The 18,599-nt window shown below is 53.6% G+C and carries 21 protein-coding genes; 13 read left to right on the forward strand and 8 right to left on the reverse strand.

The window, feature by feature from the left end:
• Positions 1–194: 194 nt before the first annotated feature.
• Entirely contained in the window at positions 195–863 is a 669-nt protein-coding gene (locus AC1WNR_RS09810; protein WP_481644308.1) for a hypothetical protein, read from the forward strand.
• On the opposite strand, the gene gcvA is transcribed toward AC1WNR_RS09810, so the two are convergent.
• Positions 852–1,757: a transcriptional regulator GcvA gene (gcvA, locus tag AC1WNR_RS09815; RefSeq protein ID WP_481644309.1), complete on the reverse strand. Its 906-nt coding sequence runs from the start codon at positions 1,755–1,757 to the stop codon at positions 852–854. The genes AC1WNR_RS09810 and gcvA overlap by 12 nt on opposite strands.
• Before the next feature lie 118 nt (positions 1,758–1,875).
• On the opposite strand from gcvA, the gene AC1WNR_RS09820 reads away from it, so the two are divergent.
• A complete protein-coding gene (locus tag AC1WNR_RS09820) occupies positions 1,876–2,061 on the forward strand; it encodes a hypothetical protein (protein ID WP_481644310.1) in 186 nt (61 codons plus the stop codon).
• Between the two features lie 79 nt (positions 2,062–2,140).
• Here AC1WNR_RS09820 and tcdA read toward each other — a convergent pair whose 3' ends face one another.
• From tcdA to AC1WNR_RS09850, 6 genes are read right to left on the reverse strand one after another with little or no spacing between them, the layout of a single operon-like run.
• Complete coding sequence (gene tcdA, locus AC1WNR_RS09825) at positions 2,141–2,944, reverse strand: tRNA cyclic N6-threonylcarbamoyladenosine(37) synthase TcdA (protein ID WP_481644311.1); 804 nt, start codon at positions 2,942–2,944, stop codon at positions 2,141–2,143.
• A complete protein-coding gene (locus AC1WNR_RS09830) occupies positions 2,931–3,146 on the reverse strand; it encodes a hypothetical protein (RefSeq protein ID WP_481644312.1) in 216 nt (71 codons plus the stop codon). Before AC1WNR_RS09830 ends, tcdA begins: the two co-directional genes overlap by 14 nt.
• A 13-nt stretch (positions 3,147–3,159) precedes the next feature.
• Positions 3,160–3,876, reverse strand: a complete 717-nt coding sequence (locus AC1WNR_RS09835) for a TIGR01621 family pseudouridine synthase (protein WP_481644313.1) — start codon at positions 3,874–3,876, stop codon at positions 3,160–3,162.
• Positions 3,867–4,580: a DnaA regulatory inactivator Hda gene (gene hda, locus AC1WNR_RS09840; RefSeq protein ID WP_481644314.1), complete on the reverse strand. Its 714-nt coding sequence runs from the start codon at positions 4,578–4,580 to the stop codon at positions 3,867–3,869. Before hda ends, AC1WNR_RS09835 begins: the two co-directional genes overlap by 10 nt.
• On the reverse strand, positions 4,577–5,641 hold the full coding sequence (locus AC1WNR_RS09845) for an AI-2E family transporter (protein WP_481644315.1): 1,065 nt from the start codon (positions 5,639–5,641) through the stop codon (positions 4,577–4,579). The genes hda and AC1WNR_RS09845 overlap by 4 nt, the downstream gene beginning before the upstream one ends.
• Before the next feature lie 3 nt (positions 5,642–5,644).
• Positions 5,645–6,571, reverse strand: a complete 927-nt coding sequence (locus AC1WNR_RS09850; protein WP_481644316.1) for a hypothetical protein — start codon at positions 6,569–6,571, stop codon at positions 5,645–5,647.
• Positions 6,572–6,708: 137 nt separating this feature from the next.
• On the opposite strand from AC1WNR_RS09850, the gene purM reads away from it, so the two are divergent.
• From purM to AC1WNR_RS09870, 4 genes are read left to right on the forward strand one after another with little or no spacing between them, the layout of a single operon-like run.
• Positions 6,709–7,767 (forward strand): phosphoribosylformylglycinamidine cyclo-ligase, encoded by a 1,059-nt coding sequence (purM, locus tag AC1WNR_RS09855; RefSeq protein ID WP_481644317.1) that lies wholly within the window; start codon positions 6,709–6,711, stop codon positions 7,765–7,767.
• Positions 7,768–7,774: 7 nt separating this feature from the next.
• Positions 7,775–8,425: a phosphoribosylglycinamide formyltransferase gene (purN, locus tag AC1WNR_RS09860; RefSeq protein WP_481644318.1), complete on the forward strand. Its 651-nt coding sequence runs from the start codon at positions 7,775–7,777 to the stop codon at positions 8,423–8,425.
• On the forward strand, positions 8,426–9,142 hold the full coding sequence (locus tag AC1WNR_RS09865) for a DUF3108 domain-containing protein (RefSeq protein ID WP_481644319.1): 717 nt from the start codon (positions 8,426–8,428) through the stop codon (positions 9,140–9,142). It begins immediately after the preceding gene.
• Entirely contained in the window at positions 9,139–9,390 is a 252-nt protein-coding gene (locus AC1WNR_RS09870; RefSeq protein WP_481644320.1) for a hypothetical protein, read from the forward strand. Before AC1WNR_RS09865 ends, AC1WNR_RS09870 begins: the two co-directional genes overlap by 4 nt.
• On the opposite strand, the gene AC1WNR_RS09875 is transcribed toward AC1WNR_RS09870, so the two are convergent.
• The gene (locus AC1WNR_RS09875) at positions 9,365–9,787 is read right to left on the reverse strand and encodes a secondary thiamine-phosphate synthase enzyme YjbQ (protein ID WP_481644321.1); all 423 of its coding nucleotides are present in this window, start codon (positions 9,785–9,787) and stop codon (positions 9,365–9,367) included. The genes AC1WNR_RS09870 and AC1WNR_RS09875 overlap by 26 nt on opposite strands.
• Positions 9,788–9,929: 142 nt before the next feature.
• Between AC1WNR_RS09875 and AC1WNR_RS09880 the strand changes: the two genes are divergently transcribed.
• The 7 genes from AC1WNR_RS09880 (at position 9,930) to AC1WNR_RS09910 (ending at position 18,597) form a co-directional block, all read left to right on the forward strand.
• Positions 9,930–10,796: an MBL fold metallo-hydrolase gene (locus AC1WNR_RS09880; RefSeq protein ID WP_481644322.1), complete on the forward strand. Its 867-nt coding sequence runs from the start codon at positions 9,930–9,932 to the stop codon at positions 10,794–10,796.
• Positions 10,797–10,962: 166 nt separating this feature from the next.
• Positions 10,963–12,678 carry a bifunctional protein tyrosine phosphatase family protein/NAD(P)/FAD-dependent oxidoreductase gene (locus AC1WNR_RS09885; RefSeq protein WP_481644323.1) on the forward strand — a complete coding sequence of 572 codons (1,716 nt, stop codon included), beginning with the start codon at positions 10,963–10,965 and terminating at the stop codon, positions 12,676–12,678.
• A 29-nt stretch (positions 12,679–12,707) separates the two neighbouring features.
• On the forward strand, positions 12,708–14,444 hold the full coding sequence (locus tag AC1WNR_RS09890; RefSeq protein WP_481644324.1) for a SulP family inorganic anion transporter: 1,737 nt from the start codon (positions 12,708–12,710) through the stop codon (positions 14,442–14,444).
• 3 nt (positions 14,445–14,447) lie between these two features.
• Positions 14,448–15,344 (forward strand): lysylphosphatidylglycerol synthase transmembrane domain-containing protein, encoded by an 897-nt coding sequence (locus tag AC1WNR_RS09895; RefSeq protein WP_481644325.1) that lies wholly within the window; start codon positions 14,448–14,450, stop codon positions 15,342–15,344.
• 99 nt (positions 15,345–15,443) lie between these two features.
• Positions 15,444–16,457, forward strand: coding sequence for a glycosyltransferase family 2 protein (locus AC1WNR_RS09900; RefSeq protein ID WP_481644326.1), 1,014 nt, complete (start codon positions 15,444–15,446; stop codon positions 16,455–16,457).
• Positions 16,454–17,917, forward strand: coding sequence for a glycosyltransferase family 39 protein (locus tag AC1WNR_RS09905; RefSeq protein WP_481644327.1), 1,464 nt, complete (start codon positions 16,454–16,456; stop codon positions 17,915–17,917). The genes AC1WNR_RS09900 and AC1WNR_RS09905 overlap by 4 nt, the downstream gene beginning before the upstream one ends.
• Positions 17,917–18,597, forward strand: a complete 681-nt coding sequence (locus AC1WNR_RS09910; protein ID WP_481644328.1) for a phosphatase PAP2 family protein — start codon at positions 17,917–17,919, stop codon at positions 18,595–18,597. The genes AC1WNR_RS09905 and AC1WNR_RS09910 overlap by 1 nt, the downstream gene beginning before the upstream one ends.
• The last annotated feature ends 2 nt before the right edge of the window (positions 18,598–18,599 follow it).

Below are 18,599 nucleotides of genomic sequence, written 5' to 3' on the forward strand. Positions count from 1 at the left end.
TCCAGATATCTCCTCCTAACTATAGTGTGCAAAACACCTTTAACCAGCCAGCTAAAGCGCATTTTGTTCAAGTCATAATTGAACGAAAACGTCAAAAGGCATTTTTGTCACTAGAACAATAAAAGTCGGCACAAATATTGCGTTAAATCCATCAGAAAAAGACCCTGACAACCCTAAAACGGGCGGTACACCCTATGCAGAGCATCGAAACTGAAAACATCGAAATTAAGCTGAGTGACGAACTCTGGGAGATCTTCACTCTACAGGCCCAGATTGAGGCAATGCGACAGTGCGGGCGCAACTATGCCTCGACGCCTGACGAGATGAGAAGAGAGCTCATCATTGAGGCTGCCCAGCTTAGGGTAAAAGCCAAAGCCAAATTAGATAACCTGCGTCGACGACCTGTTGATGTCTCCGACCTACTGCACCTGGCACGAGTCTGTTTTATCTCGACTGAACTGGAAGCAGCAAACCTCTCAACCGAACAAAATTCGGTTGAACAGCATTCACTGGAACAGCGTATATCAGAGCTGGAGACGAAAGCGCAAGAGAGCATACATGAGGTGGTATCAGATTGGATGATGCTGCGCTGTGGTGATTGGATAAAGGTGTCGGTACTCTCTGACGAGGACCCAACTGAGTTAATTCGCCACAACATCACGATGCTAACCGAGGAGGATGTAGATCATCCTGCCATAGAAGCGCTCACGCAGGCGCTGGTGATGATGGCGCGCGACTACAAAAAAGAGTTCGAGTACCTCAGCGCTACTGCGGATGATGAAGGCTGGGAAATTGTGCCGCTACAGCCGTCGATCAAACCTACCGATTACCGCGCACTCGCCGAAGCCGCTCTAGCCAGCTAGAGCGCGCTTATCTTCCGCCATCTCTTCAAGAATCCAATCGCGGAAGGCCTCCATCGCTGCTGTCAGCGACCGATTCTCTTTGTAGACAAGGTAGAAGGCGTTGTGACTGTCGAGGGACACATCGAAGGGTGCAACTAAACGACCACTATCTAACTCGCGCTGTAGCAATGAGCGGTCTGCCAACGCTACACCTATCCCCTCGGCCGCAGCTGAGACCGCCAACGAGGTACTCGAGAACGAGATGGTATGGGCGATGCTGGAGATACTTACGCCCAGCTTCTGTAGCACCTTGCTCCACTCGTGGTTACGCCCGGTCACATTGATCAACGTAAAGTTGGCCAGATCGCTCTCACGTTTCAGACCACCCTTCTCTTCCAGTAATTTAGGCGATACAACCGGCGTCAGGTCGATATTACGCATCAGATGCGTCTCAATGCCGCTCCAGTGCCCTTTACCGTAATAAACGGCCAGATCCGTATCCGAATTCTCAAAATCGATGTAATCGATCGACGATTCAAGTCGCAGTTCAACCTCTGGGTGACGCTCTTGAAAGCGTGCGATGCGCGGCACCAACCAGCGTGTCAGAAAGGCCGGTGCGACGCTCACATTGACGACATTTGAGTTCGGCGAGGTGATCAACTTTCGCGTTGCAAACTCTACCTCATCGAGTGCCATCTGCACCGAAGGCAAGTAGCGCTCCCCAGCTGGCGTTAACGCGATGCTGCGCTTTTCGCGTTTAAACAGCTCCACACCCAAGAACTCTTCCAGCGACTTGAGCTGATGGCTGACTGCTGATGGGGTAACACACAGCTCTTCACTGGCACGGTTGAAGCTGCCATGACGGGCCGCTGCATCAAAGACTCGCAGCGCGTTAAGCGGAGGTAGACGGCGCATCGATTTTTCCTGAGATGAATTTTACTCAACAATACCCTAAGAAAGCATCGTTTGTCGATCCAAACTCTCAACTTTAGTATTAGCCTTAATTGAACAGGATTAAACCGAGGTACCGGAAATGTCTAACTACGAAGCGATCAATATGGAAAAAATCGACCTAGCTGCACGTCGCGAGCGCGCTGCTTTTATCGCTGAACTAGCGCAGGGCGTATCACGCAAACTCGACAGCCTGCTTGGTAAAGTATTTGTAAGCGAACTGCGCACCTCACGCGCTAAAACTCTGGCTCGCCTGAAGGCTGCATAAGCACCCGAGTTTGTCCCTTCTTTGGTGGGTACGCAGCCCTGCGTACCTGCCTGTTTTATTCCGCCAACACTTCTTGACGCTACACCCGCTCTCGATTGCGTGCATCGCGCTCACTGATTTTTAACAGAACTCGACTAGCAGCTGCAAAACCAAAGCTCGCTGTCACCATAGTGACTGCACCTAGTCCACCTGCGCAGTCCAAACGCACATCACCATCGACAAACTGCTTTGTGCTGCACACCTCGCCATCACTTTTGGGGTATCTTGCCTGCTCGGTTGAGTAGACACACTCTACTCCAAACTTACGACCCGAGCGGCTGAAACCGAAGTGACGCTTGAGAATAGAGCGCACTTTAGAGGCGAGCGGGTCATGCTCGGTCTTGGTTAAATCAGCCACAGCAATACGCTGCGGATCGATCAAACCGCCAGCTCCACCCGTGGTGATGATAGGGATTTTATTGCGTTTGCAGTAACTAATGATGGCCGCTTTTACACCAGCACTGTCGATGGCATCGACAACGTAGTCAGGCTTGGACTCAAACAACTCAGCCAAATTATCCTGAGTTGCAAACGACTCAACCTCATTAACGATCAGATCGGGATTGATATCGCGCATCCTATCTGCGCTCACCAATACTTTTGACTGACCTACCGAAGAGCTGAGTGCGTGCAATTGTCGATTGATGTTGGTGACACACACATCGTCGAGGTCAACCAGTGTTATCTCACCTACACCCGAGCGCGCCAAAGCTTCGGCCACCCAAGAACCAACACCACCAATACCCACAACAACGACATGCGCCTTGTGAAAAGCCTCGAGGGCGTTGACACCATACAGGCGTCCGATGCCGGCAAAACGATCAAGGTAATCAGAATTCATCATCACTCAACTCAGTAAACACCACCTCGCCGCAAGCTTCGCAACGCCCTTCAACGAAGCGCAGCCCAAACTGCTCGTACTCTTGCGGGTCGGTCATACCGAGATCTGCCTGCTGACAGTTGTCACACCAAGTGTGCTGCAATAGTGAGGCCTGCTCTTCGGCACTGCGCTGGGTAAAGTCGAACTCTACTCTGTCGTCACTCATTCCTATTTACTCTCTAATTCTCGCTCGCCGTTGACGGTCTCAGCAGTGGCAGTGACCAGTGCTTCGGTAAGTTTTCCAGATCAACTTGGTTAAGTACGCCAGCCGCGGTGGCTTGTATAAACAACTCACCCGACTCGGGATCAGCGCGAAAGCAATACGCTGCATCCTGATAACGAAATCCGAGTTGCCAAGCATGCAGATAGCCGCGATCACTCACTGGCGCATCCGGCTCATAGCGACTATCCCCTAGTATGGGTGCCCCTTCACTTTTCAGGGCCACGCGAATTTGATGGGTTTTACCGGTCAGCGGATGGCAAAGTATCAAATTGTACCCGGGAGCAAAATTTTTGCAGATAAACTCAGTGCGCGCCGGATTCGAACCCCCGCGCGTCAGCTTCCAATTACCTCGGCGGGCCGACTCCATATCACCCGAGATCATACCCTGCTTGCGTTTGGGTTTATGACAGCTTATCGCTAGATAGAGCTTATCAACCTGTCTGTCGGCAAAACAGCCGCTCAGCGCTGCGGCCGCTGTTTGATTGCGCGCCAATAACAGCAGACCAGAGGTCATTTTATCGAGTCGATGCACGAGCCACAGAGGCTCTGCGCGCGACTCACTCAAAGCCCCCACATACCCCTGTTCAGTATCGTCCTTGTGAACACTGACGCCAGCCGGCTTGTTGACCAGGATAAAGTCAGCATGTTCATAAACCAGTCCGCCTAGCTCCACCCCAACACCTGTTTTACGAAGGGTATGGTGACACGCCGCTTCTGCTCGAGCGAGGCGCTATCGAGCTGATCCAATTGCCGCATTAATATCCGCAGATTACGATCAGAGTGGTTTAACAAAAATTGCAGAACATCCTCGGCGATCACTAAGCCGCGTGCACGAGCCTGCGCATCGAGTGCAGCCAGTTTATCGGCGTCATTGAGTGGTTGTAACTGGAACACCAGGCCCCAAGTCAGCCGCGAGGCTAGATCTGCTAAGCCCACTGCAAGGTGTGCGGGGGTGTTATTCGCCGAAATCAGTAGACGACGACCGGTATCGCGTAGACGGTTATAGAGGTGAAACAGCGCCTGCTCCCACTCCGGTTTACCCAACAGCAATTGCAGATCATCAATACAGACGAGATCGTAGGACTCTAGCGCTTCAAAAATGGCCGGATCCAGAGTTTCAAGCTCCTCAGCCGGAAGGTAAAGCGCTGCCAACCCAGCCTGCTCAGCCTCATGACAGCTCGCCTGCAAAAGATAAGTGAGCCCCGCACCGTTTGGGCCCGCTAAAAAGATATGCTGCTCGCTGAGTTCCGAGCGGCTAAAACGCTGCAACTGCTCGACGACCAGCGCATTTTGTCCGAGTGTGAAATTCTCAAACCGAGCATCAGCACGTAGGTGAACGCTCAGCGGCAGTTGAGTTGGTTGAATCGAAGCGCTCACTGCGAATCAGTATCCGGTTTGGTATACAGACGACTGGCAACATAGCCTCTATGTAGGTGACTCAAGAGTACGCGAATCACTGCAGCCACCGGCAGAGCTAGCAGCACGCCGACAAACCCGAATAGCTGCCCGCCCGCCATAATCGCAAAGATCACAGCAACAGGGTGTAGGCCGATACGATCACCCACCAATTTTGGCGTCAATACCATCCCCTCAAGCACCTGCCCAACGCCAAAGACAACAGCAACGCCTAGCAGAATCATCGGATCCTGCATCTGCACGTAGGCCGCGACACCCGAGCTGACGATGCCAACGATAACGCCGAGGTAGGGAACAATACTGGCCAAACCCGCCGTAATGCCCAGCAGCAACGCGAGATCCACACCCAGCAGGGCTAATCCGATCGCGTAGATGATACCGAGCACCAGCATCACGACCAGTTGCCCCTTCATGAACGCACCCAGTACCCCGTCGCACTCACGCGCCCAGAGTGATACGACCGGTTCGATGTTGCGAGGTAACAGGTCGCGGATACGATCCATCATCAGATCCCAGTCACGCAGCAGGTAGAAGGTGACTACGGGAATCAGCACCAGGTTTGCGAACCAGGCAACAACCGCCAGACCCGACTGGGTTACCGAGCTGAGCACCGCGGTAGCGATGCTACCCGTTGCTTGCCAGTGCTGCGTCAGAATCGATGCAACCTGTTTAAGGTCCGGTCGACCGAGCTCAACCCCAAGATTGGCCTCGATAAACGGAAATATTTCACTATTCAAAATCTCGATTACGCGCGGTACGCGCTCGATCATCAACTGCACCTGAGTCAGCAAGTGCGGTAACAGCAACAGGAAGGCGATCACCACCAGCGCACTGAGCACCAAGAATACGATCGCCACGGAGCCCGTGCGACTCAATCCACGCGCCTCAAGACGATCTGCCAGAGGGTCGGACAGATAGGCCAGCAGAGCACCAACGAGAAACGGACTGAGGATAGGCGAAAGCAGATAAACCAACGCGAAGCTGATAAGTCCAACCGTCAATATGAACCAACGCTGCTGCATGGATTACTCCGCGGGGGACGCTATCGCGGGGGCCGAACCGGCAGGAGCCTCGGCACTAGTTTCGACCGCTGTAGCGACCGGCCCCTGAGCTGTTTGTCCTCCGGGAAGAGGTAGCGCCAACGCATCCCACCGCAAGCCGCCCTGCTCTGTCCGTCGCAACCAAGGCTGCTGAGCGAGCAGCGATTGAAGCTGAGACGAAGAGAGGCTGTCGCTGCCCAAAACTAACTGCACATCGGTTCCATTGATGCTCGCAGGATAGACCCGATCTACACCCTCCAAGGCGCGCAGTCCTTGCGTCAGGCGCAAGAAATCCGGCGCATCAAAAACGCCGCTGACGTTAATCTGAGTCCCTTTATGCTGATAAGCCAGCGCTGCAGGAACCGCAGGAGTCGTTGCGGGCACGGCTACACCAGTCTGCGGCTGTGTCGTAGATGGAGCAGAAAGCGGACCCGTCGCTGCCGGCAGCAGTGGCTGAGTGGACTGGTCTGCAGAATCAGGAGTGGCCATGCTCAACTGCATACCCATCCAGTTGAGACCCAGTGCCAGGCCATCACTCGTTGCGGGTGTACGTAACTGCTGCGCTTCACCATTCTGTTCGAGTACCCACTCCAAACCGTTCGCATTTAGCTGAACCCAAAGTGCGGCATCTGAACCTGTTGCCAACCGACTGGTCATCAATGCGCCAACATCGGCTTGTGCCGCCAGATGCATCGGATAATCCTGAGCTACGCCGGCCTGCGTTGGCGTCACCAGCGGGTTGCTTGCCTGCGACTGGCTCTGCAGATAGCGCAACCACTCGGCCTGCTCAGCACGAACCGGCTGGCCAGAACGGTTATCACTCGCCCAAATAAGAACGTCAGCTGAGAGGCTAGAAATCGACATCAGTGGCAGCAGTGCACCGAGCTTAAAAAGGGTTTTGAAACTGCGCATCGACCTTCCCTAGGTGTTTGGCATTAAATATTGCCGAAACTGTAACACACAATGGCTCCTACCGGTGCAAACTGGTAGAATCCCCCGCCAACAAATCGTACCCCTTTTGCACACCCGTTTTATGAGGTCTTACACCCATGTCTGATGCGTCAAACAACCAATCTATTAGCTACAAAGATGCCGGCGTCGATATCGATGCAGGTAACGCGCTTGTTGAGCGCATCAAAGGTGTAGCTAAGCGTACAGCGCGCCCAGAAGTGATGGGCGGTCTGGGCGGCTTTGGCGCTCTGTGTGAGATCCCCGAAGGCTACCGTCAGCCAGTACTGGTTTCAGGTACAGACGGCGTTGGCACCAAGCTAAAACTAGCAATGGACCTGGGCAAGCATGACACCATCGGTATCGACCTAGTCGCTATGTGTGTCAACGACCTGGTTGTCGCAGGTGCCGAGCCACTGCTGTTCCTCGACTACTACGCAACAGGCAAGCTTAACGTCGATATGGCCGCCGATGTTGTTACCGGTATCGGTGCAGGCTGTGAGCTCGCAGGCGCCGCCTTGGTGGGTGGTGAGACTGCCGAAATGCCGGGCATGTACGAGGGTGACGATTACGACCTAGCCGGCTTCTGTGTGGGTGTGGTTGAGAAATCCGAAATCATTGATGGCTCAAAAGTGGCTGCAGGCGACGCAATCATCGCCCTGCCGTCTTCTGGACCGCACTCAAACGGCTACTCTCTGATTCGTAAAATCCTCGAAGTGACTAATGCCGATCTGAACACACAGATCGGTGACCGCTCACTGGCCGACGCACTGATGGAGCCGACACGCATCTACGTGAAATCACTGCTGCAGCTGATCAAGTCATCTCAGGTCAACGCCCTGTCACACATCACCGGTGGTGGTCTGCTAGAGAACATCCCTCGAGTACTGCCAGAGAACACCAAAGCAGTCATCGATACCCAAAGCTGGGCTATCCCTGAGGTGTTCCGCTGGATTCAGGCAGGCGGTAACGTGGCTGATCGCGAGATGTACCGCACACTGAACTGTGGTGTTGGCATGGTCATCTGTGTTCCTGCAAGCGAAGCTGAGAACGCACTGGCAATCTTGAAAGACGCAGGTGAAGCACCTTGGGTTATCGGCCAGATTGCCGACGCTGCTGCCGACGAAGAGCAGGTAGAATTGGTAGGACTTGGTGCCTAACAGCTAAATGAGCAAAAAATCTGTTGTAGTCCTGGTCTCCGGATCAGGCTCGAACCTACAGGCAATTATGGATGCCGCGGCCCAGTCCGACGGTTTCCAAATTGCCGGTGTGCTATCAAACCGAGCCGACGCCTATGGCCTGGTCCGCGCCGCAAACGCCGGCATTCCCACGGCACTCATTGAGCACACACTCTACGCTAACCGCGAGACTTTTGACGCCGCTCTGATTGAGCAGATTGATGCTTGGCAGGCCGATCTTGTTGTACTTGCCGGTTTTATGCGCATTCTCACCGACGGTTTTGTAGAGCACTACAACGGCCGGCTGGTCAATATTCACCCTTCGCTCTTACCTAAGTTCAAAGGGCTCAATACTCACGCTCGGGCACTGGAAGCTGGCGAAGCGGAGCACGGCTGCACTGTCCACTTTGTCTGCCCTGAACTGGATGCGGGAGCGCCGATTGTGCAAGCCGCCACCACTATTCGCGCCGATGATAACGTCGAGAGTCTACAACAACGCATCCACCACCTAGAGCACTGTATCTACCCCTTAGCGGTTGAGTGGTTCGTGTCAGAGCGCCTGACTCAACGACGCGGTTTGGCCTTTCTAGACGGCGAACAGCTTCCCCCTGGAGGCAAGCGATTCGAGGCGGATCTCTAAATGCCTCTTCGGAGCCGCGCTATCGTCAAGCTGACTGCAGCCAGCTTGCTCCTACTCGCTGCTCTAACGATCCGGGCCCAAGCACAGCTGGCGCCATTCTCAGCGCAGTACAGTGCGACGCTTGATCTCTTGATTGATCTGCCGGTGACTGCGACTCGAAAACTTGAACAGTCGCCCAGCGGACTCTGGCACTTCTCCAGCGAAGCTAAATCAACCTTCGCCTCTCAAAGCGAAGCCTCGACACTGGGTTATAAAAACTCGCGCTGGACCCCACTGAGCTACAAGTTCAATCGCTCGGTATTTGGACGCAAACGTAACCTCAGTATCAGTTTTGATGCCGAGCGCCAGCGCATCACAACCGTGGCCAAGCAGCAGCCTTGGGCGCAAGCCTATGAAGCCGATGTCCAAGATAAACTGAGTTATCAACTGCAATTGCGTGAAGACCTGATCGCAGGACGCGAGGAGCTGAGCTACCGCATCGCTGACGGCGGCAAGATAAAAACTTACCGGTTTGTGCGCTCGGGCGAGGAGACACTAACCACGCCTGCCGGCACCTTTGTCTGTGTGCGCCTGCAACTCGAGCGTGCTGCAGATCAGCAGCAGACCCTGATCTGGATGGCGCCAGCGCTGGACTATCTAACGGTACGCCTGCTACGCGTGGATGCATCGGGCCGAGAGCACTTCCTCAACCTAAAATCCCTGGAAGCCAACCGATGACACAGAACTACGAGCAGATCTCAGAGCGACTTGGACAACTAGAGCAGCAGGCGCTTGAGACACCCGAGCAACTCTTCGCCCTCTCCTATGTTCGCAGCCACCTGGATCTACTGGACCTAGAGCAGATAGATAGTTCGATAACCGAAGCGCTATTGCTGGCGGTAGAGAATACCTTTGACGCAGACAGAATGTCTGAGCAAGATCGAACAGATGTAGTGGCTATTATTCGTAGTTTAGCGTCGCGATAAGGCTGCGCGAGCCTGCGTGGTCTCGATGTTCGCCTAACCAGATCCCCTGCCAGATTCCTACCAACAATTCCCCCTGCCCGACCGGCAGCAGTAGGCTAACGCCGTTCAAACTCGATTTGATATGCGCAGGCATATCGTCCGAACCCTCGAGCGTATGGGTATAGTCAGGATGGTTTTCAGGGGCGAGACGATTGAAGGCTCCCTCCATGTCACGTCGCACATCAGGATCAGCGTTCTCATTCAGTGTGAGTGACGCGGAGCTATGCTGGAGGAAGAGATGTAACTGCCCAACCCTCACCTGCCGGAGTTCAGGCAGAGCTGACAATACCTCGTCAGTGATTAGATGAAAGCCACGTGTTCTGCGCTTCAGTTCGATTCTGCGTTGTAGCCAAGCCATATTGATCCTAGTCAAACTACTGGTAAATATAGGTGGATTGAACTTCCAGTGTACATTTTTTCATCCTCAAAGCGATTGACTTTCCATCAGCAAAAGCTAATATATGCGAAATTGTGATATAGATATAACTTTTTGGAGAAGTATGATGACACCTTTAGTTAAGACATTCTTCGACGAACCAACCTTTACTTTTAGCTACGTTGTTTCAGACCCTGAGACCAAACGCTGTGCGATTGTCGACTCAGTACTGGATTTTGACTACGCTGCTGGCAGGACTGATACCGTATCTGCTGATCAGATTGTTGACTATGTAAAAGCTGAAGGTCTGACGGTTGACTGGATTCTGGAGACCCACGTGCATGCTGACCACCTGTCAGCAGCACCCTACCTCAAAGATAAGCTGGGCGGTCAGCTCTCTATCGGTGAACACATCACCACCGTACAGAATGTTTTCGGCAAGGCGTTTAACGAAGGTAGCGCCTTCCAGCGTGATGGCAGCCAGTTTGACCACCTTTTCAAAGATGAAGAGCAGTTCAAAATAGGCACGATCGAAGCGCGTGCCATGCACACACCGGGTCACACTCCAGCTTGCATGAGCTACCTAATCGGAGATGCTCTGTTCGTTGGCGACACGCTATTTATGCCGGACTACGGCACAGCGCGCTGTGACTTCCCAGGTGGCGATGCGCATACACTCTATATCTCTGTGCAAAAGATTTTTTCGCTGCCTGATGAGACACGCATGTTTATGTGTCATGACTACAAAGCACCAGGGCGTGACCATTACCTGAATGAGACGACTGTGGGTGAAGAGCGTCTTCACAACGTGCATGTCGGTGAGGGTAAGTGCGAACAAGAGTTTATCAAGATGCGCACCGAGCGTGATGCGACACTGTCAATGCCGCGTCTAATTCTGCCGTCGGTACAGGTCAACATGCGTGCTGGCCATATGCCAGAACCTGAGGAGAACGGGCAGTCATACCTCAAGGTGCCGGTAAACCTTTTTTAAGATGCTGACTTTAAAATTGGACTGCTGGCAAAAGTTACCCTCATCGGCGACTATTGCCAGCAGCACTCACTCTATGAACCGTGAAATTGAACAGCCCGTGAAATTTCAAACAAAGTGCAAATCTAAAAAATAACTATAAAACACCTTTTCCCACGGAGAACAAACCATGGATGCACGTAAACTAACGCCCTTTTTAAGTGTGGCCCCACAGATCAGTGTTGAAGATGTCGGCATTGCCGCTTCAATGGGCTTCAAAACACTCATCTGCAACCGGCCCGAGAACGAGAGCGAAGACCAGCCTGAAATGCAGGCAATTATTGATGCGGCTCAAGCTCAGGGTATGGAGTGGCGCTTCCAGCCAGTCATCTCTGGCAAAGTTACGGACGAGAACGCAGCCGAGTTTGGCGCTCTCCTAAAAGAGGTACAGGGCCCCGTTCTGGCCTTCTGTCGTACCGGCACACGCTGTACAACGCTCTGGGCACTGTCCGAAGCAAACCATTTGGCACCCGATACACTGTTAGAGACTGCTAAAGGCGCCGGCTACGACCTAGCGGGATTGCGCTCGCGTCTTGAAGCAATTCACCAAGCAAACAACCCAGCGGTAAAGATCGCGGGGCGTCGTCATGAGATTGTAATCGTCGGCGGCGGTGCCGGCGGACAGGCCGTTGCATCGAGCCTTCTCAAGCGTCGCCCCGACCTCGATATCGCGATTATTGAACCGCGCACTGAACACTACTACCAGCCTGGCTGGACTATGGTTGGAGCCGGCGTCTTTAACCGCGCTGAGACGATTCGCCCAATGGCTGATGTGATGCCGAAACAAGCCACATGGATTCAGTCCGCAGTTTCCAGCTTTGAGCCGGATCAACACCAGGTAATTTTGGAGGATGGCGAGTCAGTCGGTTACCGCTTCCTCGTAGTCGCGCCCGGTCTATCGCTGAACTGGGACGGGGTGAAGGGCCTTAAAGAGACCTTGGGCAGTAACGGCGTTACATCGAACTACATGGTGGATCTGGCTCCTTACACCTGGGAGCTCGTGCAGGCACTCAAGAAAGGTAAGGCGCTATTCACGCAGCCACCTATGCCAATCAAGTGTGCCGGCGCGCCACAGAAGGCGATGTACCTATCTTGCGACCACTGGTACCGCAACAATCGCATCAACGATATCGATGTCGAGTTTTGCACCTCTACTCCAGGGCTATTTGGCGTGGCTGACTACGTCCCTGCACTGATGGAGTATGTGAAGAAGTACCAGGCACAATTGAACTTCCAAACGACTCTGGTTGAGGTAGATGGCGCTAGCAAAACAGCGCACTTCAAACAGACCAATGCCGAAGGTGAAGTGACCGATATCGAGAAAAGCTTCGATATGATGCACGTTTGCCCACCGCAGAAGGCACCGGATTTCATCGCCAATAGTCCACTAGCAGATGCTGCAGGCTGGGTAGATATCAGCCCTGAAACCATGCAGCACGTACGCTACGGCGATATCTTTGCGCTGGGCGATGCCGGCAACTCTCCAAATGCCAAAACTGCAGCTGCAGTACGCAAACAGGCACCCGCTGTCGCAGAGAACATCATCTTCGCACTCAATGGTGAGTCTCCGCGCGCTGTCTATGACGGCTACGGTAGCTGCCCATTGACAGTCGAGCGCGGCAAGATCGTTCTGGCCGAGTTTGGCTACGGTGGCAAACTGCTCCCAAGCTTCCCGAAATGGCTGGTTGACGGTACGAAACCCTCTACTCTGGCCTGGTTGCTGAAAGAGAAGATGCTGCCTTGGCTCTACTTCGAAGCGATGCTGGAAGGGCGCGAGTGGCTGGCGGGTCCAAAGATTTTGCCGAAATCTCCAAACAAACATGAGGCTCTTGAGAGCCAGAAGTAAACGTGTAACTAAGTTTTAGAGAGACACCGATGCTAGAACGCTACCTACCTATTCTGCAGTGGTTACGCACCTACAATAAGGGCACTCTGACTAGTGATATGGTCGCCGCCCTTATAGTAACCATCATGTTGATCCCGCAATCGCTCGCTTATGCGCTACTTGCGGGATTACCTGCCGAGGTGGGCTTGTATGCCAGTATCTTGCCACTGGTCGCGTATGCGATCTTTGGCACCAGCCGCACTCTGGCAGTAGGTCCAGTGGCGGTTGTCTCTCTAATGACTGCAGCTGCAGTGGGTAATCTTGCTCTGCAGGGGACCGCCGAGTACCTAACAGCAGCTATCGCCTTGGCGTTTATCTCCGGCTTAATCCTGATTCTGATGGGCGTTCTGCGTCTTGGTATGCTGGCAAACTTTCTGAGTCACCCCGTAATCTCAGGCTTTATTACTGCTTCAGGCATCATTATTGCCGCCAGCCAGCTGAAACACATCTTTGGCGTCGACGCATCAGGTCACAACTTGCTTGAGCTGATCGTCTCTATCGGCGAGCATGCTGACCAACTGCATTGGCCCACGCTCATTATCGGTGTTAGTGCAACAGCCTTTCTCTTCTGGGTACGTAAAAACCTGAAGCCCCTGCTAATCAAAAGCGGCATGAGTCAGGGCATCGCTGACATTCTTGCGAAAGCGGGCCCGGTTGCGGCTGTGGCAGCGACGACACTGGTTACATTCGCATTCTCACTAGATCAAGGTGGTGTGCGCGTTGTAGGTCAGGTGCCGACCGGACTTCCCGGTTTTGCGCTACCGAGCTTTGATATGGATCTGTGGCAACAGCTGTTTATCTCAGCGCTGCTGATCAGCATCGTCGGCTTTGTTGAATCTGTTTCGGTCGCCCAGACCCTGGCAGCCAAACGTCGCCAGCGGATCGATCCAAGCCAGGAGCTTATCGGACTGGGGACCTCCAATGTCGCGTCGGCTGTCTCCGGTGGTTTTCCTGTAACCGGTGGTTTCTCACGCTCAGTAGTCAACTTTGATGCGGGTGCCGAGACCCCAGCGGCCGGCGCATTCACTGCGGTGGGAATCGCTTTAGCAGCGATATTCTTGACGCCACTGCTCTACTTTTTGCCAAAGGCGACACTGGCAGCAACGATCATTGTGGCGGTTCTCTCTCTGGTAGACCTGGGTGCGCTAAAACGTACTTGGAAGTACTCTCGGCCGGATTTCGTGGCGATGGCTGCGACCATCATTCTGACACTCGTTTCTGGTGTTGAGGCAGGTATTATTGCAGGTGTTAGCCTGTCGATTCTGCTCTACCTGCACCGCACCTCCATGCCGCATTCAGCCGTTGTAGGACGTGTGCCAGGCACTCAGCACTTCCGTAACGTTGAGCGTCATGAAGTTGAGACCTGTCTCGATGTAATGAGCCTGCGTATTGATGAGAGTCTCTACTTCGCAAATGCACGCTACTTGGAAGATCGTGTCTACGACCTGGTTAGCCGCAATGACTGCGTCAAAGACTTCATCCTGATGTGTCCAGCGATCAACCTGATTGATGCCTCAGCTCTCGAATCTCTCGAGGCGATTAACCAACGCCTCAAAGATAGCGGCGTGCGCTTCCACCTCTCGGAGGTAAAAGGGCCTGTGATGGACCGGTTGAAGCGCTCTCACTTCCTTGATGAGCTGACGGGTCAGGTTTTCTTGTCTCAAAACGATGCCTGGGAAGCGCTCAAACCGGTTGAAGAGTGTCCGTCAATGCGAACCAACGCTTAATCGATGAGTATCGCACTACGCTGGATTCTGGCATCGCTGATTTTTGCGCTGCTGATTCTGCTAGTGGAGCACTACTATGGCTGGGCCGGTATTCTGGCCCAGTGGTCAGTAGTTGATCTATCCGATCTACTGCTACTTACACTACTGACACTGCTCTCGTATGTGCTGCGAGCTGAGCGCGTCTATCGCTACTTCGGCCAACGCATGCAGCACCCTCGCAGGGCTTATCTCAAGATCAGCTTTCTGCACAACGCTCTGAACAACTTTCTACCCATGCGGCTGGGTGAAGCGGCCTTTCCACTGCTGATGAAGCGCCAGTTTAAACAGTCGATGCTCAGCTCAACTGCCGGTTTAGTCTGGATTCGTTTGATGGATCTGCATGTACTGCTGTTGCTGGCCGCTATTGCGCTCGGCGCCCTGCTGCCGACTATCGGCTATCTAGCGCTGGCCGCATTGATAATCGGGCCTATTGTGATTGGGTTATTTCGCCGTCATTTGCTTGCGCTACTGCCGGAGCGTTTACAGGTAAAGCTTACTGAGCTTGAGCACCTACTCCCCCACTCGCGCGGGCTGATCGTCGCGACCTACCTGCAAACACTGATTATCTGGATCGTTAAGCTTGTAGCCCTAACACTGGTACTAAAAGCCTTTCTCTCCATCGATTTCATCTCAGCTTGGGTGGCAGTGACGACTGCAGATCTTAGCGGAGTTCTGCCAATCCACGGCATCGCCGGTTCAGGCACCTACGAGGCTGCTATGTTAGCGGCACTGATCCCCCTCGGCTTCGGAGTAGAGGCGGCCTTGAGCGCCGCAATCAACCTGCATATTTACCTGCTCGGTGTCAGCGCACTGTCCGTACCTCTAGCACTGCTAATTCCAACTCAGCGCCAAACATCCTAGCTAGGTCTGCAAAACCTACTCGAGACTCCCCTTCAGGGTGAACCTAACGCCGCCGTGGTGTAAAATCGCCGCATATTTTGACCCATCTGAGCCGATTAAATGACTGAATCATCTAGCCTTTCGATTGTCGTTCCCATGTACAAAGAGGAGGCTAACGCTGCCCGCCTCGTTGAACGCGTGCATGAGGGCATGGCCAACTACTCTGGCCCCTGGGAGTTAGTGCTGGTCGATGACGGCTCGCCGGATGGGACAGTTCACGCCATTAAGGCGGCACAAACTCAATGGGGTGAGCACGTTCGCTTGATCGAGCTGCAGCGCAACTTCGGCCAAACCGCAGCCATGCAGGCTGGTATTGATGCGGCTCGTGGTGAGCTGATTGTGACAATGGATGGCGATTTACAGAACGATCCGACCGATATTCCTCGCATGGTGGAGGAGCTAGTTGAGCGGGACCTCGACCTGTTACAGGGCTGGCGAGTTAACCGTCAGGACGCGGCTATTAAGCGCAAACTCCCATCCAAGATCGCCAACCGACTTATTGCCAAGATGACCGGCGTTGCGCTGCACGACTACGGCTGCAGTCTCAAGGTGTACCGCGCCAGTGTACTTAAACAGGTTCGGCTCTACGGTGAGATGCACCGCTTTATCCCAGTCTGGGTCGCAGGCGTTACCTCGCCATCTCGCATAGGCGAAACACCTGTAACCCACCATGCGCGCGAGTTTGGCGAATCCAAGTATGGTATCAGCCGCACCTTCCGCGTGATTCTGGATCTGATCTCGGTGTTCTTCTTTCTCAAGTACCGCGCCCGCCCGGGCCACTTCTTTGGTTACCTTGGTCTAAGCGCGGGAACTATCGGCGGCTTAATGCTCAGCTGGCTGCTCTTCGTTAAAGTATTCCTAGGCGAAGATATAGGTAACCGACCGATGCTGATGATCGCTGTCTTCCTTGTTTTGATGGCGTTCCAGTTCTTAACCACGGGCGTCGTTGCTGAGATGCTCAGTCGCATCTATTTCCAGGGTACAGAGAACCGTAACTTTGTGGTTCTGAAACGCCCCGAAGTGGATCCGTCTGAGGCTTGGCACAAACAGAAGGCTGTGGAGAGCGCTGAGTGAGAGCAGAGCCGAGAGCTTATGGGCTCTATGTCACACTCTTAGCGCTAGCACTATTCGGCTACCGCGAATGGATTACCCTGAGTCAGCCTATTCGACTTTTTTTCGATGAAGCCTACTACTACGGCTGGTCGCAATCACTCGACTGGGGCTACTACTCCAAGCCGCCAGTTGTTGCTTGGTTGATACGCCTGACCACAGACCTATTCGGAAATGCCGAGTGGGCGCTAAAGCTCTCGGCACCGGTGCTCTACAGCCTCACTGGTGGCGTGCTCTATCAGATCGGCAAACGTCTCGCCAACGCCCGCGCCGGTTTCTACACCGCGGCCATTTTTCTAACGATGCCTCTGGTGAGTTTCAACTCTCTGTTTATCACAACGGACGCGCCACTACTTTTCTGTTGGGCATCTGCACTCTGGCTCTTCCTGCGGGCACAAGCAACCAACCGGTGGCACTTCTGGTTAATGGCCGGACTAGTTGGCGGGTTGGGCCTGTTATCGAAGTACACTTTTATTCTCTTTCCTGCGGCCTTTTTAATCTACGCTCTGTTATCACCTCAGGGACGGCTGATTCTTGCCAATCCGCGTTTTTGGGTCGCCTGCGGATTAGCAATCACACTACTGCTGCCGAATCTCTGGTGGAACTATCAGCACGATTTCATCAGCTTTCAGCACACGGCTGAGATATCAAAACAGAGTGAGAGCCAGATTGAGCTGAGCCGTTTGTGGGAGTTTTGGGGCACTCAATTTGTCGTCTTCGGCCCAATCGCTATGCTCCTGCTGCTAGTTCGATTGTTCAAACCGCGGGCAATTGAGGCTGGACACCAAGAGGCGCTGCTCTGGTCGCTCTTTATTCCAATCTTCGCAGTTATCTCAATTCAGGCGCTTACAGCACGGGCCAATATCAACTGGGGCGCACCAGCCTATGTCAGCGCCAGCCTGATTGTGGGGATCTACCTAGCTAAACTGCGCTGGAAACATTGGTTTAAGGCTGCGTTTGCAATCAACCTCGTGCTGATGCTCGCCTTCTATCACTACGGCTCTGTGCTCAAAGCGCTCGATATCGAGTCGAAAAACGGCAACGACCCCTATGTGCGAATCCAAGGCTGGAAAGAGTTGGCCGATGAGATCCAGCCGATCTTCGATCAATATCCCGATGCGCCGTTACTCAGTGAATCACGCAAAGTACTCGCCTACTTCGGCTACTACCTAGAGCCAAAGCAACTGAACGGCAGAGCACTGAACTTTGATGACCATATCAAGAATCAGTACGAACTGCTCTACCCCATTGAGACAAGTCCAGCGAGCCAGCACCTCTTTGTCAGCGAGCATATGCAGGCCCAGCAATTGCAGCGCTACTTTGAATCGGTTGAGGAGCTTACCAAAGCCGATGCCATCGTGCGTTCAAACCTGACCCGCTCCGTTCGCGTTTTCCTGGTTAGCAATTTTAAGGGTTACAACTGATGCTACTGCGCCGTTGGGATATGCGTCTTTTCCTACTGTCGCTGGTCCTGTTTACCTTTGGCTGGCAACTCGACCTGATCAGCTCGGGTTGGTTCTATGTCGATGGCGATTTTGGACTGGGTCGAACGCTCTTTTTCGTCGTTATTTATGAAGTGTTCGGTTTTCTGCCCTACCTGCTTGTGCCGGGACTCTTGGCAGCAGCACTCTGGATGCTCTGGCACTACCGCGATGGCCGCAACCCTTTTAAACGCAAGATCTTTCTATTCCTGTTTCTATCACTGTTGATAGGACCGGGCCTGCTGGTTAATACCGTTTTTAAGAACAATTCAATTGGTCGCGCGCGTCCCTCCCAAATTGTGGAATTTGGTGGCGAGAACCAATTTACTCCGGCGTTCGTCTATTCGGGCGCTTGCGAGAAGAACTGCTCATTTGTCAGTGGACACGCATCCATGGGGCTCTACTTCATCGCACTGGGGTGGCTGCTGCGCTCGCGCCGCTGGTTCTGGATCGGTCTGGGAATCGGCTCAGTCGTTGGCCTTACTCGTATCGTGCAAGGGGGGCACTTCCTCTCCGATACTGTTTTCGCGTTCTGGAGCGTCTACTGGGTCAATATTGCACTCGGCTACTGGCTTGGCATAGCTTCCCCCTTCGATAGAAGTGTTACGCAGCCCGCTAAGTGATC

It is taken from the genome of Marinobacterium marisflavi (assembly GCF_982447095.1).

Coding starts and splice junctions, on each gene's coding strand:
- AC1WNR_RS09810 (WP_481644308.1), top strand. CDS start 195: ATGCAGAGCATCGAAACTGAAAACATCGAAATTAAGCTGAGTGACGAA.
- gcvA (WP_481644309.1), bottom strand. CDS start 1,757: ATGCGCCGTCTACCTCCGCTTAACGCGCTGCGAGTCTTTGATGCAGCG.
- AC1WNR_RS09820 (WP_481644310.1), top strand. CDS start 1,876: ATGTCTAACTACGAAGCGATCAATATGGAAAAAATCGACCTAGCTGCA.
- tcdA (WP_481644311.1), bottom strand. CDS start 2,944: ATGATGAATTCTGATTACCTTGATCGTTTTGCCGGCATCGGACGCCTG.
- AC1WNR_RS09830 (WP_481644312.1), bottom strand. CDS start 3,146: ATGAGTGACGACAGAGTAGAGTTCGACTTTACCCAGCGCAGTGCCGAA.
- AC1WNR_RS09845 (WP_481644315.1), bottom strand. CDS start 5,641: ATGCAGCAGCGTTGGTTCATATTGACGGTTGGACTTATCAGCTTCGCG.
- AC1WNR_RS09850 (WP_481644316.1), bottom strand. CDS start 6,571: ATGCGCAGTTTCAAAACCCTTTTTAAGCTCGGTGCACTGCTGCCACTG.
- purM (WP_481644317.1), top strand. CDS start 6,709: ATGTCTGATGCGTCAAACAACCAATCTATTAGCTACAAAGATGCCGGC.
- purN (WP_481644318.1), top strand. CDS start 7,775: ATGAGCAAAAAATCTGTTGTAGTCCTGGTCTCCGGATCAGGCTCGAAC.
- AC1WNR_RS09865 (WP_481644319.1), top strand. CDS start 8,426: ATGCCTCTTCGGAGCCGCGCTATCGTCAAGCTGACTGCAGCCAGCTTG.
- AC1WNR_RS09870 (WP_481644320.1), top strand. CDS start 9,139: ATGACACAGAACTACGAGCAGATCTCAGAGCGACTTGGACAACTAGAG.
- AC1WNR_RS09875 (WP_481644321.1), bottom strand. CDS start 9,787: ATGGCTTGGCTACAACGCAGAATCGAACTGAAGCGCAGAACACGTGGC.
- AC1WNR_RS09880 (WP_481644322.1), top strand. CDS start 9,930: ATGATGACACCTTTAGTTAAGACATTCTTCGACGAACCAACCTTTACT.
- AC1WNR_RS09885 (WP_481644323.1), top strand. CDS start 10,963: ATGGATGCACGTAAACTAACGCCCTTTTTAAGTGTGGCCCCACAGATC.
- AC1WNR_RS09890 (WP_481644324.1), top strand. CDS start 12,708: ATGCTAGAACGCTACCTACCTATTCTGCAGTGGTTACGCACCTACAAT.
- AC1WNR_RS09895 (WP_481644325.1), top strand. CDS start 14,448: ATGAGTATCGCACTACGCTGGATTCTGGCATCGCTGATTTTTGCGCTG.
- AC1WNR_RS09900 (WP_481644326.1), top strand. CDS start 15,444: ATGACTGAATCATCTAGCCTTTCGATTGTCGTTCCCATGTACAAAGAG.
- AC1WNR_RS09910 (WP_481644328.1), top strand. CDS start 17,917: ATGCTACTGCGCCGTTGGGATATGCGTCTTTTCCTACTGTCGCTGGTC.